Source organism: Paenibacillus sp. W2I17 (genome assembly GCF_030815985.1).
GTDB lineage: Bacteria > Bacillota > Bacilli > Paenibacillales > Paenibacillaceae > Paenibacillus.
Map to the genome: position 1 here is coordinate 191,691 of NZ_JAUSXM010000001.1, position 16,685 is coordinate 208,375.

The following is a 16,685-nucleotide window of genomic DNA, read 5'->3' on the forward strand; positions in this document are numbered from 1 at the left end:
AAATACTGTTAATGTAGAAACGTTGGGGAAATTGCCATTACATAGGGGAATTTGGCGGGAAGGCCAGTTATGGCGCTGAACGCTGTTTATATGCGGTGAGAACCGCAACTTTTTTGTGCCTGTTCGGTAATACATGGATAGAGTCGAACGGGGAGAAGCACATGGATGGGCGAGGAGGGGTCGCACTCAAATGACGGATTCCCAGTTGATTCGAGAGATCAAGGAAGGTAACCTGGAGTTATATTCCGAGCTGATGAGTCGTTATCAGCGTAAAATACTGGCTTTCGTATATCATATGTTGAAAAGTTCCAATATGGAGCTGCTTGCGGAAGATCTCTGTTCTGAGACTTTCTATAAGGCGTTCCGCAGTCTGCACTCTTTCCGTGAGGTGGATGCCTCATTCTCAACCTGGTTATATACCATTGCGAGAAATACGGTACTGAGTGAGCTTCGCAAACAGCGCAGCGGAAATGTCCCACTTGAAGAGAGCGGGATTGTTCCCGTTGCTCCTTCGGAGAATGCCCCGGAGTATGCTGTACTACGCAGCGAGCGGGTAATGCTGGTTAGGGATGCGATTAACAATTTGCCGGAGAAGCAGCGTTCTGCGATTATACTCCGAGAGTATGATCAACTAGACTACCAAGAGATTGCGAATATTCTTGGGCAGAGCGTCAGTTCTGTGAAATCGCTATTATTCAGAGCAAGATCAAGCGTAAAAACTCAATTGGAACCTTATTTCTTCGAACCGGTGTACGAGCCATATGAAGGGATGAAGAACCGATGAATTGCAACGAAGCCCAGGAACTGTTTGCACTGGTCTGGGACTTGCCGGAAACTCATCCTCAGCGGATTGCATTTCATGCTCATCTCGCTGGTTGTGAAGAGTGCTCCGAGCAGTTTGAGGTCTGGGAAGAAGCTCAGATCTTGCTGCACAGCATCCCGGTTCCAGTGACAGAACAACAGGCAGAGAGAGTGAACCGTAACGTTATGGACCGGATCTACGCGGAGTCTCCATGGCTTCTGCCAGAAGAGGTAAAGGTTAATCGTTTCTCTGCTGTGATCCGCAAGCATATGTCTTTGTGGATCGCCGCGTTCCTGGCTATTTTTTTATGCAGCTTTCTGTATATGGCAATGTTTAAGCCAGACGTATCAGAAGCTGAGCAAACCAAGGTTGTTGCTACGGGTATTCTGGAGACAGGGGTTGCCGGAAGCGGACCATCGTCCTCTGGAATGTATCAGTACAACATGACTGGAGCGGACAGAGGGAGTATCATAGAACCTTTTGTTGTGAGCATGGGACCTGCTTATCCGCAGTATTGGATGGCCCTCTCTTTACTTGCAATAGGAATGGCGTTATTTTCTCTTGGACGTATGCATCGAACAACGAATAAACGCAAACAAGGTGCGAGTGCATAGGTAATTACCTTTCGTTCGCCGTGTGGAGAAATGAGGGATGTAAGTGCGAATCGGGCTTATTCGTCACGGTCTTACAGACTGGAATGCGGCGGGCCGTATACAGGGTCAGACGGATATTCCTCTGAATGGAGAAGGTCGTGAACAGGCAGAGCGCCTGGGAAGACGTCTGCTGACGGAAGAATACCAATGGGACTATATCATCACAAGTGGATTATCGAGGGCACAGGAAACAGGGGAGATTATCTCTAAACTGTTGAATGTACCATTGCTTGAGCCGGACGCACGGTTGAAAGAAAGGGCTTTTGGTCAGATTGAAGGTCTAACTTCAGAAGAACGGGTTGCCCGTTGGGGCAAATCCTGGGAGACATTGGACTTGGGACAGGAGCAGATAGCGGATATCCAGATTCGTGCACTGGCGTTTCTGGAAGATCTATGGTCTGCCTATCCGGACCAAAACGTCCTCATTGTCACTCACGGAGCTTTCTTGGCCAACCTGTTAACAGCCTTGTATAAAGATCGGTATACAGAACGGATTGGAAACCTGTCACTGACGATCCTGGAAAAGGAACGTGATGACTGGAGTCCGCTGTTGTATAATTGCACACGACATCTGTCTTTGGACACAGCGAAACAACCTGAGTAAGCTAACTTGGGTTGTTTTTTTTGCGTTTTATGGGGAAATAAAGACTTTATATGATTTCAAACCTCTCATTTTTCTTCTGATTGACCAACTCGGGGCATAGTATGGTTTAAAACATAAAAGATTTCCAAAAAGAGGTTTAGATTATGGGAATTCCGTCAACGATGTTTACAAAACCAAACTATTTCAGGCTCCGAATCAGCAGTCGAAGTAGTTAACGGGCGAGGCGATGGACCCATGAATCTAGCGGATATGCTTACTTTTGCCGATATTGGCCAGCTTAATCGAATAGCAGACTATTACCAATGTGAATGCAAGCCCAATTCCAAACATGAACTCATCCAGAGTATTCTCACTACATTGGGCAGCAGACCCTTTTTTGAGCAGCAGGTACGTCAACTGAATCAAGCAGATCAGCGCTTTTTGAACAACTTGTTGTTTGATCCTCGCCAGTATTATGGTATGGAAGAACTCATTGCCATAGCCCGTCAATCGATGGACAAAAAGGAGAGTGAGGCTGGCGCGAGTCCACGTGATCTCATCGTTCGCTTTAATAAGAGTGGATGGTTGTTCAATGGGACAACGCAGCAGACCAGGTATTTGTATCAAGTACCCCAGGATCTGAAATTAAGATTCAGGGATGTGTTATCCACACATCTGCGAGCAGGCATTACCAAAACAACGGAACCACCCATGTATCGGGATGAATATCATCTCTTAGCGGATGATCTCAAGTTGTTCCTGCAGTTTGTCCAGCAACACGAAATTGCCCTTAACGCTGAAGGCATGATGTACCGTCGCTCTCAACAGCAGATTATGGAGCATCTGCATATTAGTGAGGAATTGGTGGGCAAAGGTGGATGGAGATTCGGATATGGCCGTTCCTTCAAGGATTACCCGGATCGTTTCGCACTTCTCTACGACTATGCATTTCACCATCGGCTGGTTCGTGAGGAGCAAGGCACGCTGAAGCTATCACCAGCTGGAGAAGACAAGCTGGGGGCAGAGAAAACAGCCGAAATGATACAGCTATTTAGGTTTTGGTTAAGATTGTATAAAGGTGCTATTCCCAATCTGTCCTCTATTGTGTACTGGACAGGCGAATGTGCCCAAGAATGGTCAACCGCTGAGTCGCTGTTTCGTCAGATCGGTCCATTCATTCAGCCGTTCTATTATGATACGGCCGAGGCCATCTATGATAACAGAATTGTTAAAATGATGTTGCATCTTGGCATGGTCCGTATTGGGGAACATGAGGAAGGCCGGACTATACAAATGACAGCCTGGGGCACACGTCTTGCTGCATCCTGTCGCTCCATCTCAGGAGACATTACGCCTATTATGTTTGACAAGTGAAGGACAAGTTGCTAAAATCACTCCCAAATTAAGGAGTGATAATAATGATAATTCCATACAAAGGTCTACAACCTCAGTTACACCCTTCCGTATATATGGCTGAAGGTGCAAAACTGATCGGTGATTTGAGAATGGGAGAAGAGTCTTCCGTCTGGTTCAATGCAGTCCTGCGGGCTGATTTGGCTCCTATTATCATTGGAAAGCGCTGTAATATTCAAGATAACGTTGTTGGGCATGTCAATACTGATCAACCTTTGATTGTGGGAGATGATGTTTCAGTAGGACACACAGCGATCATTCATGGTTGTTGTATTGGAACAGGATCATTAATCGGCATGGGAGCCATTCTGCTGAATGGAGCCGACATTGGCGAATATACGCTGATTGGAGCCGGTTCTGTTGTTACTGAGAATAGTAAAATTCCGCCCTATACTCTTGCTTTGGGGACACCTGCCAAAGTGATACGTGAGCTGACTGATGCCGATCTGGAGCGGATGTCCAGAACTTCACTGGGTTATGTTACCAAAGGAAAAGAATATAGGAGCTCTTAAATCCGTTTTGGAGGTGCATCCTATTGGATAAAATGAAAGTTACGTATGAAGTCATGTTGGGGCTGGCAGCTGAGATGGTGTGGGACGAAGCGCTTCGCAAACAGCGCAGCGAGAAGCTCTATTTGGAAATCGATAAAGCGTTAGCTACCGGAGACGAAGTAGCTTTCCGGAGTCTGACGGATGAACTGAGAACCATAAACTGATAGGCAAAATATATCCTTTCTGAGATAAAAGGGAATGCGCAGAGGCGTATTTCCTTTTTTGATATGTGTAATTCTGAAATGAATGTCTGGATTTATAAGATATGGTCATATATAATATGGGAATAAAATGGATAGAGAGGGGATATAGGGAATTGAAATTCAGTGAGATGACTCAAGACAGCTGGGCTGAACTGCAACTCTATCTGGATACATGCCTTATTCCATACACAGCTCTTAGCGGTGAGCAGTCGCCAGTTGAAGCTACCGAGGCATTGGAGCGGCTGAGAGATTTTCTGGATCTGGTCGAAATTCCTTTCAAAGGGAGAATCATGACATATCCAGCCTTTCATTATGCTAATTCAGAATTGTCAATGACATTAAATTCCTTGTCCGCACAGCTTAAATCCTCAGGATTCAAATATGTGGTTATTATGTCATCAGATGGTCATTTGGATGGCGTGGAAATTCCAGCTGCTGATCTGATTTTGAGTCGGTCCGTGTTAACTCATGAGATCGGAGAAGATGGGATTGCGAGATTTATAGGGGAAAAGATACGAGAGTTGTGGAAAAAATAGTTTTTGGCGACAAATGTGACAATTTTACAACATTTTTTTAATAACGCTTACAATTGAACCTTAAAAATGTGTGACAAATTCTTGACGGTGTTCTAGGGCTACTATATGATTATGTATGTTCTAGTAAGTCGTGGAATTTATGAAAATGAAAACGTTTGAGAGAGTTGGCTGAAAAAGGGGGTTGGAGACAGTATGAGCAGTGAGCATGACCACCACGAAGCTTCATTGAAATTGCCAAGCCGCATGGAGATGTCACGCAGGCAGTTTTTGACGTACACGCTTGGTGGAGCTACAGCCTACATGGCCGCCGGTGCAATCCTTCCTATGGTCCGTTTTGCGGTGGACCCGATTTTGCAACATAAGGGAGAAGGCACCTCTGTCAAAGTAGCTGAAATCAGCAAAATTACGAATGAGCCTCAAGAATTCACCTTTGAACTTAAACAACAGGATGGTTGGTATCTGAGTAATGCATCGTTAGTGGCGTGGATTCGCAAAGACGAGCAGGGTAAAATTTATGCACTCTCACCTATCTGTAAACATCTGGGATGTACAGTAGGCTGGAATAGTGACAAGCAATACCCTGACGAGTATCATTGCCCCTGCCATGGCGCGCACTATGACAAGGAAGGGAAGAATCTTGCCGTAGCCCCCAAACCGCTGGATGAGTACGTAGTCAAGGAAGAGCAGGGTTGGGTATATCTGGGCGACATTGTTCCGAACACCCGAGTGAATTAGGAGGCGTGAACGCAGATGTTTAAAAATGTCTATGACTGGATTGACGAGCGTCTTGACATCACGCCAATCTGGCGGGACGTTGCGGATCATGAAGTTCCAGAGCATGTAAATCCGGCTCATCACTTTTCCGCATTCGTGTACTGCTTTGGTGGATTGACGTTCTTTATTACTGTTATTCAGATTCTGTCAGGCATGTTCCTGACCATGTATTATGTACCTGATATTATCAATGCTTACGCAAGTGTGGAGTACCTGCAGACCAAAGTAGCCTTCGGCCAAATTGTTCGCGGCATGCACCACTGGGGAGCCAGTCTGGTTATCGTAATGATGTTCTTACATACGATGCGTGTGTTCTTTACAGGCTCTTACAAGGCACCGCGTGAAATGAACTGGGTTGTCGGCATGCTGATCTTTTTCGTCATGTTGGGCCTGGGGCTGACAGGGTACTTGTTGCCATGGGATAACAAAGCCTATTTTGCAACAAAAGTAACACTGGAGATTGCCAATACGGTTCCTTGGCTGGGACCGATTATTAAAGAATTCCTGCAAGGCGGTACGATTGTCGGTGCACAGACACTAACCCGATTCTTTGCCCTGCACGTATTCTTCCTCCCCGCTGTGCTTCTGGTGCTTCTGGTCGGACACTTTATCATGATCCGCAGACAGGGCATTTCGGGACCACTATAAACTGAGAAGGGAGGAATCGCAATGGCTCACGGACATAAGAAGGATGATGAGGAAAAGGTTATCTTTGTCGGTGATTCACGGGTCCGTAAAGGGGCGGGATTCATTACCCCGCCTGATTACACGGCGTATCCCGGCAAATCAGAAGCCTTTATTCCCAACTTCCTGCTGAAAGAATGGATGGTTGGTGTCGTTGTATTGGTGGGGATTCTGGTTCTCACGATCTCAGAACCTGCACCTTTAGGCTATCCGGCCAATCCGAGCGCATCCGTAATTCCTATGCCGGACTGGTACTTCCTTTTTCTGTATCAGTACTTGAAGTATCCATACGCATCGGGCGATTACGTTCTGCTCGGGGTACTGGGGGTCAGCGGAGTCGCTTTTGGAGCTTTGCTGCTGGCACCATTCCTGGATACAGGGAAGGAGCGGCGTTTCTATAAACGCCCAATTGCTTCATCACTGATGATTTTGTCGGTCATTTCTGTATTCTACCTGACAAATGTAGCGTGGACGCACTACGAGCATGAGTTGGAAGCAAGTGGACAGAAGCCTGAACATATTCAACGTGAAGAAGAAGCGCTGGAGAGGCGTGAACAGGGGCTCCCACCCGTTTCCAATGCACCTGGACAGCAAGAAGAAGTTGCGATCGTGGAACAGGATGATCCTGCAATGGAAACGTATAAGAAGGCCGGTTGTATTGGCTGCCATGCGGCTGATATGAAGGGCGCAAGTGGACCTTCACTTCGGGGTGTGGGTGACAAGCACAGCCAGGAAGAGATTCTGACCATCATTAAAGATGGTTATAACCAGATGCCTCCTCAGTACAATAACGCCATCGCTCAAGGTGTCACGGATGAAGAGATCACTCATCTGACCGAATGGCTTGCGAAACAGAAAGCAGAACAGTAAAATCGAAATAACCAATGAAACCTGATCGTTTATGCGGTCAGGTTTTTTTGAAGTGTTTTTTTTGGACAGCACTGTATCGTGCACAATATATGATGAAGGAAGGGGCAGGGAATGTGGCTTTATCGTATTTCTGGAGTAGGGAATTTCTGACCAATCGTTATTTCCTGTGGCTATTATTTTGGTGTAATGCGGTAGGAACGGTATACGGATACATCTGGTATGGAGAGCAAATGAAATTGACGCTGGCTGAGCAGCCGGTGTGGCAGATCGTATTTGTGCCGGATAGTCCAACAGCGAGTTTGTTTTTTACTTTAGCGTTGTTATGGGTCTTGTACCCACCACGGTCCATCATTATCAAACGGATCGGACATGTGATTCAGGCGCTTGCCGTGGTCACATCTGTGAAATATGGCGTGTGGGCCGTGTCCATTATTTTCGCTGGCTGGATGCAAGGTGGTACACAGCACTGGCAAGACTGGATGTTGATTGCTTCGCATAGTGCGATGGCCATTGAAGCTCTAATTTATGTACGCTTTTTCGGCTTCCGCTGGGCTTCCCTTGTCGTTGCAGGTCTCTGGACGCTGTTGAACGATACGATGGATTATACATATGATATTTACCCTTGGTTACCCGCATCCCTCTATGATCATGTAGATGGTGTGCGTAATTTCACATTCGGACTGACACTGGTAAGCATTCTGTGCGCGTGGCTGGCCTTAAGACAAGCGAAACGAACCTGAGATCCGATCTTGAGCTTGTTCTAATGAACTGTCCCCCGCCATACATTGGTGGTGGGAGGGATGTCCATGAAGAGAACGTTTGGGATCAAAACTGGCTTACTGGTGGTATCGTTCGTGGCTCTAATGCTGTGGACGAACTTAGCATATCGTGTATCCGCGCAAAGTGAAGCATTAAATTCGAATTCAGATCAGCAAGTGTCCACAAGCAATTCAATTGTACAACTGAATGAGGAAGCAGCCATATTGTATCGGCAGGCGCTCGAGAATAATATTGAAGAAGTGCGAGGAAGCATTCTGCGTATCAGTAAAAGTCTGGAGCATATCTCCTTTGAGGGACAAACAACAGTCGAGGGCATTCACGCCTTGTCCGAAACCATAGTTGAAGTGAAACAAGCCGTTGTGAAGGTGAAAAATGACGATGCTTCTCTTCAGCAGTCCTCTGCCAAGCTCAGACTTGCAGCAGATAGTCTCGCGAATCCAACCAAACCTTTATGGCTTCAGTATTATAAAATCGTGAAAAACGATCTGGACGCTTTATCCGCTGCTACAAATCAAGGGCAAACTGCGGCCGTACTGGCAAACCGCTACACCGTTCTGGAGGAGCATTATGAGACGATTCGTCCTGCCGCACTGATTCGCCGTGAACCGTATGAGATTGCTCAGATGGACGCCTGGTTATCTCATACCAAAGGGCTTACCGCTGCCAAGCAACCTGATCTGGCTCAATTAAAGAGCATGGTGGGCCATGGGGAGGAACTGGTGAACCAGTTGTTTGGTCGCGAGAAGGACGAGAGTGCCTTTGTACCTTTTGTACAGGGTCCCGATCGCAGGGCAGCCGGGCTGCTCATTAGTTCGGTCATTGTGGCGACGTTAAGTTACGCCGGATATCGTAAATATCGTGCGCAGCAGCAGGGGATTTTTCCTTTTCGGCGTTAAATTGATATGAACCTGATCGTGGTATATAAAAAAGACCTCTTTTCACGTAAACAGCCACTATAACGGCTCTTCATGCGAAAAGAGGTTTTCTTGTAGTTTCTGTATAGTGCATCAACTTTCTTTGAAACCTTCGCCATGTACATCGTGAACATCGCTGATGATGACAAAAGCTTTGGGGTCAATGGAACGTACAATCGTCTGCAGTCGTCTGAACTCTTGCCTGGAGATCACGCAGTAGGCCATGTGTTTGGCCTGTTTAGAGTACGCGCCAATGGCTGGAATGAGGGTGACGCCACGATCCATATCCCGTGTGATCTGGTCCGCAATCTCGGGTGCATGGTCACTAATGATCATAAATGCCCGGGCAGAATATGCACCTTCCTGAATAAAGTCGATGACTTTGGAGGCAATGAATACAGCTACGAGCGTATACAGAATTTTTTCTTTGGGGATGTAGATGAGAGAGAGCCCGATAATGACGAAGTCGATGCCCAATAATACTCGTCCCATACTCCATCCATACTTACGATTGAGAATACGAGCAATGATGTCTGAACCGCCCGTCGTTCCACCCCAACGAAATACGATGCCAAGACCGGCTCCAAGGGTAACACCTGCATATAGTGCTGCTAACAGGAGGTCATTCTCGGTATGTAATGGTTCAATCCAGCCCAAGTGAATCAACTTCTCAAACAACCATAGAAAAACGGTCAGTGCCCCAATTCCGATACCCGTATAGATCATCTGTCTGCCGCCCAAAATTTTGAGCCCAATCAGAAAGAGGGGAACATTCAGAATCAAGGTTGTAAGTGAAGGTGAGATGCCAAAAGCGTAATTGATCAGCACCGTAACCCCGGTGAGGCCACCTTCCATAAGCTGGTTGGGGATAATGAAATAGAGGAGCCCAAAGGCATATAAGGCTGTCCCCAGCACGATGGGAAGAACCAGTTTAACTTGAACCCAGGTTTTGGCAGTGCTCATAAGATCCCTCGCTGTAGATAAATTAGAATGAAGAATCAATCATTCCCATCTAGTATACCTGTTTATTGAATCTTTAAAAATGATTTGTCGCTGATGATGGTGGAAGTGAATCTAAATAACTGATATTATTAGGAACAAATACGACATCATTTCAAAAGGAGAATCCGTTCTCATGGAGAAAAGCATCGCAGAAATGCAGCGTGAGGTTGATCAGTATATCTCCCAGTTCAAGGAGGGGTATTTCAGTCCTCTGGCCATGTTGGCCCGGATGTCTGAAGAGGTTGGGGAGCTCGCCAGGGAAGTGAATCATGAATTCGGCGAGAAGCCGAAGAAATCTTCCGAAGCAGCCAATTCCATTGAACTTGAGCTTGGAGATATTTTATTTATCACGATTTGTTTTGCGAACTCACTGGGAATTGATCTGGCTGAGGCGCACGATAAAGTCATGCATAAATTTAACACCCGCGATGCCAATCGGTGGACACCCAAAAACACCGATTAGGCGTAGATTACATATGCTGTACCATCACCCGATCGGGGAGGGTCAGCTTAATGATGAAACCGGAAGAATATATGCAGCAGGCTTACCGCTGTATATTGCAAAATGATTTTGAGCAGGCGATTCGTTGGTTCGAGTCAGCCATTCACGCTCATCCAAAACATGCGGAGTTATATTATCGCTGTTCCATTACACACGCCCGCAGCAAACATCTGGTTCCAGCGCTTGAATATGCGCGCAAGGCAGTCGAATTGTCGCCAGGAACAGAAGAGTATATTTTGCATCTGCAGACGTTGGAAGCGAAACAATTGACCTCCAGAGCGAAGTTGCTGTTGGAGCAGGCGGGTATTGCAACACAGGAGCGCTATGTGGAAGCGTCAACGCTTCTGCAAGAAGCGGTCAAACTTGATCCGCTCTCAGTGGAAGCTCATGTTATGCTTGCGCTGGCTTACAGTGATTTGAATGAATTTGACTATGCAATTCAGGTGCTGCGTGAGGCAATTTTGCTGGACCCGCAGAATGGGCAACTGCATCAGATGTTACAGGAAATCAAGCAACGTATGAAATCCATTCAATAAGAATTCATTTTGCAAAGATTTCTTTCGAGTTGAAATGGATTCTACGATATGATCCAACATAGTGAGGAGATGCAGTCAATATGAGTGAAGTAATCAGAGTTGCCGTGATCGGAGCGGCTGGCCGTATGGGCCGTGAAGTTGTGAAATTGGTACTTCAGGACCCAGAATTGGAGCTTGCAGCGGCTGTCAACCGCTCCGGAGCAGGCACGGATGCAGGAACCCTTGTTGGTTTGCCAGCGTGTGGAGTGCTGGTGACTGATGATATCGAAATGGCTTTTGCTGAAACAAAACCTCAGGTTATGGTTGATTTTACAGTGCCGCAATATGCTTTTACACATACCGAGATCGCGATCCGTCATGGAGTCAGACCTGTCATGGGTGTTACCGGCTTTACGCCGGAGCAGATTGAACAGTTGGACAAGCAATGTCAGGACAAAGGAATTGGAGGGCTTATTGCCCCTAACTTCTCGATCGGTGCCATTTTGATGATGCGATTCGCAGCACAGGCTGCCAAACATATGCCAAATGTGGAGATTATCGAATATCACGGGGATCAGAAGCTGGATGCTCCTTCCGGAACAGCGATCAAAACAGCGGAACTGATTGCTGCTAATCGTGAAGAACTTCGTCAAGGTAATCCGAATGAGGAAGAAACGATTGAAGGATCACGCGGCGGTTATTACAACGGCTTCCGAATTCACAGTGTACGATTGCCTGGCGTATTCGCGCAGCAGGAAGTTGTTTTCGGAGACTATGGACAGTCACTCAAGATTCGGCATGACTCCTATGAGCGAGCAGGTTATATGCCTGGTGTTAAGATCGGTGTTCAAAAGGTTATGGAATATACAGGAATGATCTACGGATTTGACCACTTTATCGACTAAAGGAGATTGTCATGTTGAAAATAGCATTTATCGCCCATGATCGTAAAAAAGAAGAGATGGTTAACTTCGTGACGGCATATGAGCCTGTTTTTACGGACCATCAATTATATTCTACAGGAACAACAGGCCTTCGTATTATGGAAGGAACGTCTCTGAAGATTCACCGATTCGAATCAGGCCCATTGGGCGGAGATCAGCAGATTGGAGCTTTGGTTGCGCAAAATGAGATGGATCTGATTATTTTCCTGCGCGATCCATTGATGGCACAACCTCACGAGCCGGATATTAATGCGTTGCTGCGTCTTTGTGATGTTCAGGGTATTCCACTTGCCACAAATATTGCAACTGCTGAGATTCTGGTTAAAGCTCTGGATCGTGGCGATTTTGCCTGGAGAGAGCTGGTACATAAGTACAAGCCGGAGGCTGGATTGAATTCGGGTGATTCCGAATGAGTCTGGATATTCTCATCTTTGGAGCACATGCAGACGATGCGGAGATTGGTATGGGTGGAACGATTGCCAAACATACCGCTGCTGGCTTGAAAGTAGGCGTGTGTGATCTGACTCGTGCTGAGATGTCTTCCAACGGAACAGTAGAGCGCAGAACCGAGGAAGCGGAGCAAGCCTCCCGCGTCCTCGGTCTTTCGTGTCGAACGAATCTGGGGCTTCCTGATCGTGGTTTATATCTTACGCCTGAACATGTACAGGCGGTGACGGCTGAGATACGACGTCATGCCCCTCGGATGGTATTTGCTCCTTATTGGGAAGATCGTCATCCGGATCATGTCAATTGCAGTAAGCTTGTGCAGGAGGCTGTATTTAACGCCAAGCTTCGCAACTACATGCCGGACATGCCTGCCGTGCAGGTGAAGGAACTTTATTTTTACTTTATTAATGACATCGGGCCTACGGATTTGATTGTCGATATTACGGAACACTATGAGCAAAAAGAAGCATCATTGCTCTCTTATCGTTCCCAATTCGAACTGGGAGACGGAGCGGTCTCGACGCCATTGAATCAAGGGTATATTGAACGTGTAAGAGCCCGTGATTCCTTGCTCGGACAACGCAGTCTCATTCCGTTTGCAGAAGGTTTTGCTACAATTACACCTTACGTCGTTCATCAATTTGGCTTGGGTGCCCAATAAACAATTTCACGTTTTACTTTTAATGAAACGAAGGGTTTCATTATTCTGTTGTATTATATCAACCTGCATGAAGCGGGAGATCAAAGGAGCGTCCACAGGATGGATAAAAAGCTAAAAATCGGCATCACCTGTTATCCGTCCCTCGGCGGGTCTGGTGTTGTCGCAACGGAACTGGGCAAATTACTTGCCGAACAGGGGCATCAGGTTCATTTTATTGCCAACAGTATCCCGTTCAGACTGGGTACGTTCCAGAAAAATATTTTTTATCACGAAGTTGAAGTAAATGATTATTATGTTTTCCGTTACCCTCCGTATGACCTGTCACTGGCAACAAAGATGGCTCAGGTGGCTAAGTCACAGCAGCTGGATCTGCTGCATGTTCATTACGCCGTTCCACACGCAGTATGTGCCTTTCTTGCGAAACAAATGGTAGGGGACGGCCTTAAAGTGGTTACCACGTTACATGGAACGGATATTACGGTTCTGGCTCAGGATGAATCTCTGAAGGATCTGATCCGTCTAGCCATTAATGAAAGTGACGCGGTTACTGCCGTATCACAAGATTTGATTCGGGAAACGGTCGAACTGCTGGATATTCAGCGCCCAATCGATCTAACCTATAATTTTATTGACAAACGAATATATTATCCGCGGGATGCTGCCAGTCTGCGAAGAGACTTCGCTGCGCCCGACGAAAAAATATTGATGCACATCTCCAATTTCCGACCGGTGAAGAGAACTCAGGATGTGGTAGAGGTCTTCCGTCAGGTACAGGAGCAGGTTCCTGCCAAACTGTTATTTGTTGGTGAAGGACCTGATTTGCCGAAGATGCAATGGAAGATTAATGATCTCGGCTTGAATGATAAAGTTCATTTCCTTGGTAAACAGGATGACATTGCTCAGGTCATTTCCATGGCTGACGTGTTGATGCTTCCATCGGAGAAGGAAAGTTTCGGACTTGTAGCGCTCGAAGCAATGGCTTGTGGCGTACCCACGATCGGTTCACAGGCCGGAGGAATTCCGGAACTGGTCTTACATGGTAAGACGGGTTATTTATCCGCGATCGGGGATACACAATCCATGGCCGAGAACACCATCCGTTTATTGACGGACGATCGTTTGGCTGCTGAGTTCAGGGAAGCATGTCTTCAGCGCGCGCATCACGACTTTTGCAATGATGCTATTCGGCATGAATATGAACAGATTTATTACCGGGTGTTGGGAAGGGAAGTTCCGAATCTGAAGCCGGTTTGCGGTTAATCATTTCTTTGACGAAATCATACTGTGCATACCACAACAGGCAAGAGAAGAGGTGATATGTGGTGGTTCAATGGACACAGGTAGATCGTGAAATGGCAAAGCAAAGTGAGAATGTACTCACAACATTAAACAAACATGGCTACAAGGCATATTGGGTAGGTGGTTGCGTTCGTGACGAATTGCTGGAACGAGTTGTAGACGATATGGATATCACGACATCTGCTTCTCCTCAGCAAGTCATGGAACGGTTTGACGATTGTATTCCTACAGGTTTGCAACACGGTACGGTTACCGTTCGTTCAGGCGGTTATTACTTTGAAGTGACCACGTTTCGAACAGAATCCGAATATCAGGATAACCGCAGACCTGCTGCGGTTCAATTTGTTCAGGATATCAAGGAAGACTTACAGCGGCGCGACTTCACGATGAACGCTCTTGCTATGGACGTCACTGGGACAATCGTTGACCCATTCGGTGGACAGGCAGATATTAAGGAAGAGCGAGTCAGATGTGTAGGTTCTGCGATGGAACGATTTGGTGAAGATGCACTGCGCATGCTCCGCTGTGTTCGGTTTGCTTCCGTATTTGATTTCAAAATTGCCCATAACACGTGGAAAGGTCTTGTAAGGCAGAAAGACCTGCTTCAACATATAGCAATGGAACGGGTACGCACCGAGATGGTGAAAATGATGTCGGGACCGCATCCTTTAAGAGGGTTGGAGCTGTTATACAGAAGTGATGCGCTTGCGCACATCAAAGCGCCGGTTAGCTCGGCGCGTTTTAACAAGACGTTGTTATCCAATCTGGAACAGTTGTCAGGTGAGCATGTGTTGCTCCGCTGGTCACTCATCCTGATTGCTGGCGGTTATAGCAAGGATGAAGCAGATGTATTATTACGTCAGTGGACATTCTCCAATGAACATCGTTCTCGAATAACAGGGGTCCTTCAGGTGGAGCAGTTGATTCATACTTCCGTTCAGGAGCAGAAGGATATGGTCAGTCTTCGTTCCGATTGGATCGTTACTGTTCTGGCTTGTGGCGTTCAGGCGGCGGATGATTGGCTTCGAATACAGTCTACACTGCCAGCAGGATGGCGGAATCAGTCCGAACAGGCAGAAACGCAGGTTGTTTTGGTTCAAGAGCTTGCCGACGAATGGAGTCAATCGATCCCTGTGCATGACTTGAAAGAGTTGGATATCACAGGGGAACAAGTGTTACAAATGGTGCAGCGCAAAGGCGGGCCTTGGCTGGGTCAACTGATGAAACATTTGTTACGAGAAACAGCGATTGGAACGATAGCGAATCAGCATGAAGCACTAAGTGCAGAAGTGAAGCGGGTGGTTCAAGATGACCAAACATGAAGATCTGTTACATATGTTATTAAATGCAGAAGGACGATTCGTATCGGGTGAAGAGATCAGCCGTAATCTGTCCATCAGTCGAACCGCTGTGTGGAAACATGTGAACAAGTTGCGAGACATGGGTTATGAGTTTGAAGCGGTATCCCGCAAAGGATACCGTCTGGTAACGAAGCCGGATAGCATTGACGCTACTGCCCTCCAATTGGCACTGGATACAACCGTATTTGGCCGTAAGGCTGTTTTGTTGACCTCGACCCTGTCTACGCAAGGGGATGTTCTCAAGCTAGCTGAGCAAGGGCAGGCAGAAGGTGCTGTGGTCATTGCGGAAGAACAAACAGGAGGAAGAGGACGTTTTGGTCGACAGTGGTTCTCTCCTCCGGGTAAAGGAATCTGGATGAGTGTCCTCTTACGCCCTGATCTACCACTTCAGCACACGCCGCAGTTAACTTTATTAACAGGAGTGGCTGTATGTCGTGCCGTTCGAGCTTGTTCAGGAGCTGATGCAGGCATCAAATGGCCAAATGATCTGTTGATTGATGGACGCAAGGTATGTGGCATATTGCTAGAATCTACAGTGGAAGATCATGAAGTCAGATACTGTATTGCTGGTATAGGCGTTGACGTGAATTTTGATCCCGAGGATTATCCGGAAGATCTTACAACTATAGCTACTTCACTCAAGATGGAGACGGGGCAATCCGTTGATCGCACAAAACTAACGGCTGCCATTTTGACGGAGCTTGAACAGTTGTATTTTTTGTATCAAAAAGAAGGATTTGGCGTGATCTCAGCTCTATGGGAGGCCCTGTCCGTATCGATGAATCGAGAGATTACAGTGACGAATCCTCATGGCGTCATTGAAGGGAAGGCAATTGGTCTTGACCCTTCTGGAGCACTTATCGTGGAGAAGCACGATGGAGAACATACACTAATCATCTCTGGTGAGATTTCCTGGAAATCATAAACAATTTGTCGAATTTTCACTGGTAAAATGAACATAAGACGTGAAGTTTGAGCAGAACTTTGGTATACTGTGTTCGTGAGGCGATATCGGCTAATGCAGACCGAATTGCACTCCCGTAACAGTAACCTTTGTTCTGCTTTGATGTGTTTTATACAAGCAGACCGCAGTGCAAGAATGAAATACGTTTAAGTGAGTTGTTGGATTCTGCTCTGAGCCGAAGAGGACCGAGACAGAAGGGACGATCGCAAGTGACTCTTTTTTGACTT

The 16,685-nt window shown here is 46.7% G+C and carries 21 protein-coding genes; 20 read left to right on the top strand and 1 reads right to left on the bottom strand.

Features of this window, described 5'->3' with window-relative positions:
- The first annotated feature begins 190 nt into the window (after positions 1-190).
- The 12 genes from QF041_RS00960 (at position 191) to QF041_RS01015 (ending at position 8,745) form a co-directional block, all read left to right on the top strand.
- Positions 191-784 (top strand): RNA polymerase sigma factor, encoded by a 594-nt coding sequence (locus QF041_RS00960; RefSeq protein WP_062835180.1) that lies wholly within the window; start codon positions 191-193, stop codon positions 782-784.
- A complete protein-coding gene (locus tag QF041_RS00965) occupies positions 781-1,416 on the top strand; it encodes an anti-sigma factor family protein (RefSeq protein ID WP_307410807.1) in 636 nt (211 codons plus the stop codon). Before QF041_RS00960 ends, QF041_RS00965 begins: the two co-directional genes overlap by 4 nt.
- Positions 1,417-1,459: 43 nt before the next feature.
- Entirely contained in the window at positions 1,460-2,059 is a 600-nt protein-coding gene (locus tag QF041_RS00970) for a histidine phosphatase family protein (RefSeq protein ID WP_307410810.1), read from the top strand.
- A 234-nt stretch (positions 2,060-2,293) separates the two neighbouring features.
- Positions 2,294-3,412: a hypothetical protein gene (locus QF041_RS00975; RefSeq protein ID WP_036607656.1), complete on the top strand. Its 1,119-nt coding sequence runs from the start codon at positions 2,294-2,296 to the stop codon at positions 3,410-3,412.
- A gap of 44 nt (positions 3,413-3,456) precedes the next feature.
- The gene (locus tag QF041_RS00980; RefSeq protein WP_036607653.1) at positions 3,457-3,963 is read left to right on the top strand and encodes a gamma carbonic anhydrase family protein; all 507 of its coding nucleotides are present in this window, start codon (positions 3,457-3,459) and stop codon (positions 3,961-3,963) included.
- A 23-nt stretch (positions 3,964-3,986) separates the two neighbouring features.
- Entirely contained in the window at positions 3,987-4,166 is a 180-nt protein-coding gene (locus QF041_RS00985) for an IDEAL domain-containing protein (protein WP_017687723.1), read from the top strand.
- A gap of 152 nt (positions 4,167-4,318) precedes the next feature.
- Entirely contained in the window at positions 4,319-4,741 is a 423-nt protein-coding gene (locus tag QF041_RS00990; protein ID WP_307410815.1) for a DUF2487 family protein, read from the top strand.
- A 192-nt stretch (positions 4,742-4,933) separates the two neighbouring features.
- Positions 4,934-5,476 (top strand): QcrA and Rieske domain-containing protein, encoded by a 543-nt coding sequence (locus tag QF041_RS00995; protein ID WP_017687725.1) that lies wholly within the window; start codon positions 4,934-4,936, stop codon positions 5,474-5,476.
- A gap of 15 nt (positions 5,477-5,491) precedes the next feature.
- Complete coding sequence (gene qcrB / locus QF041_RS01000; RefSeq protein ID WP_017687726.1) at positions 5,492-6,163, top strand: menaquinol-cytochrome c reductase cytochrome b subunit; 672 nt, start codon at positions 5,492-5,494, stop codon at positions 6,161-6,163.
- Positions 6,164-6,184: 21 nt separating this feature from the next.
- Positions 6,185-7,069, top strand: a complete 885-nt coding sequence (locus QF041_RS01005; protein WP_047843551.1) for a menaquinol-cytochrome c reductase cytochrome b/c subunit — start codon at positions 6,185-6,187, stop codon at positions 7,067-7,069.
- Positions 7,070-7,182: 113 nt separating this feature from the next.
- On the top strand, positions 7,183-7,809 hold the full coding sequence (locus tag QF041_RS01010; protein WP_091018277.1) for a DUF1405 domain-containing protein: 627 nt from the start codon (positions 7,183-7,185) through the stop codon (positions 7,807-7,809).
- Between the two features lie 66 nt (positions 7,810-7,875).
- Positions 7,876-8,745: a sporulation protein YpjB gene (locus QF041_RS01015; protein ID WP_307410822.1), complete on the top strand. Its 870-nt coding sequence runs from the start codon at positions 7,876-7,878 to the stop codon at positions 8,743-8,745.
- Between the two features lie 111 nt (positions 8,746-8,856).
- Here the strand turns inward: QF041_RS01015 and QF041_RS01020 are convergent, their stop codons facing one another.
- On the bottom strand, positions 8,857-9,726 hold the full coding sequence (locus QF041_RS01020; RefSeq protein WP_307410825.1) for a YitT family protein: 870 nt from the start codon (positions 9,724-9,726) through the stop codon (positions 8,857-8,859).
- Positions 9,727-9,898: 172 nt separating this feature from the next.
- Here QF041_RS01020 and QF041_RS01025 point away from each other — a divergent pair, with 172 nt between their 5' ends.
- The 8 genes from QF041_RS01025 to QF041_RS01060 all read left to right on the top strand — a co-directional run bounded on the left by QF041_RS01025 (position 9,899) and on the right by QF041_RS01060 (position 16,419).
- A complete protein-coding gene (locus QF041_RS01025) occupies positions 9,899-10,228 on the top strand; it encodes a nucleotide pyrophosphohydrolase (protein ID WP_017687732.1) in 330 nt (109 codons plus the stop codon).
- Between the two features lie 50 nt (positions 10,229-10,278).
- Positions 10,279-10,803: a tetratricopeptide repeat protein gene (locus tag QF041_RS01030; RefSeq protein ID WP_307410829.1), complete on the top strand. Its 525-nt coding sequence runs from the start codon at positions 10,279-10,281 to the stop codon at positions 10,801-10,803.
- An 80-nt stretch (positions 10,804-10,883) separates the two neighbouring features.
- On the top strand, positions 10,884-11,687 hold the full coding sequence (gene dapB / locus QF041_RS01035) for a 4-hydroxy-tetrahydrodipicolinate reductase (RefSeq protein WP_076209932.1): 804 nt from the start codon (positions 10,884-10,886) through the stop codon (positions 11,685-11,687).
- An 11-nt stretch (positions 11,688-11,698) separates the two neighbouring features.
- Entirely contained in the window at positions 11,699-12,139 is a 441-nt protein-coding gene (gene mgsA, locus QF041_RS01040) for a methylglyoxal synthase (RefSeq protein ID WP_017687735.1), read from the top strand.
- Positions 12,136-12,834: a bacillithiol biosynthesis deacetylase BshB1 gene (gene bshB1 / locus QF041_RS01045; RefSeq protein ID WP_307410835.1), complete on the top strand. Its 699-nt coding sequence runs from the start codon at positions 12,136-12,138 to the stop codon at positions 12,832-12,834. The genes mgsA and bshB1 overlap by 4 nt, the downstream gene beginning before the upstream one ends.
- A gap of 99 nt (positions 12,835-12,933) precedes the next feature.
- Positions 12,934-14,094 carry an N-acetyl-alpha-D-glucosaminyl L-malate synthase BshA gene (bshA, locus tag QF041_RS01050; RefSeq protein ID WP_076209934.1) on the top strand — a complete coding sequence of 387 codons (1,161 nt, stop codon included), beginning with the start codon at positions 12,934-12,936 and terminating at the stop codon, positions 14,092-14,094.
- A gap of 62 nt (positions 14,095-14,156) precedes the next feature.
- Entirely contained in the window at positions 14,157-15,455 is a 1,299-nt protein-coding gene (locus QF041_RS01055; RefSeq protein ID WP_307410839.1) for a CCA tRNA nucleotidyltransferase, read from the top strand.
- On the top strand, positions 15,442-16,419 hold the full coding sequence (locus QF041_RS01060) for a biotin--[acetyl-CoA-carboxylase] ligase (RefSeq protein ID WP_307410842.1): 978 nt from the start codon (positions 15,442-15,444) through the stop codon (positions 16,417-16,419). The genes QF041_RS01055 and QF041_RS01060 overlap by 14 nt, the downstream gene beginning before the upstream one ends.
- Positions 16,420-16,685 lie beyond the last annotated feature (266 nt).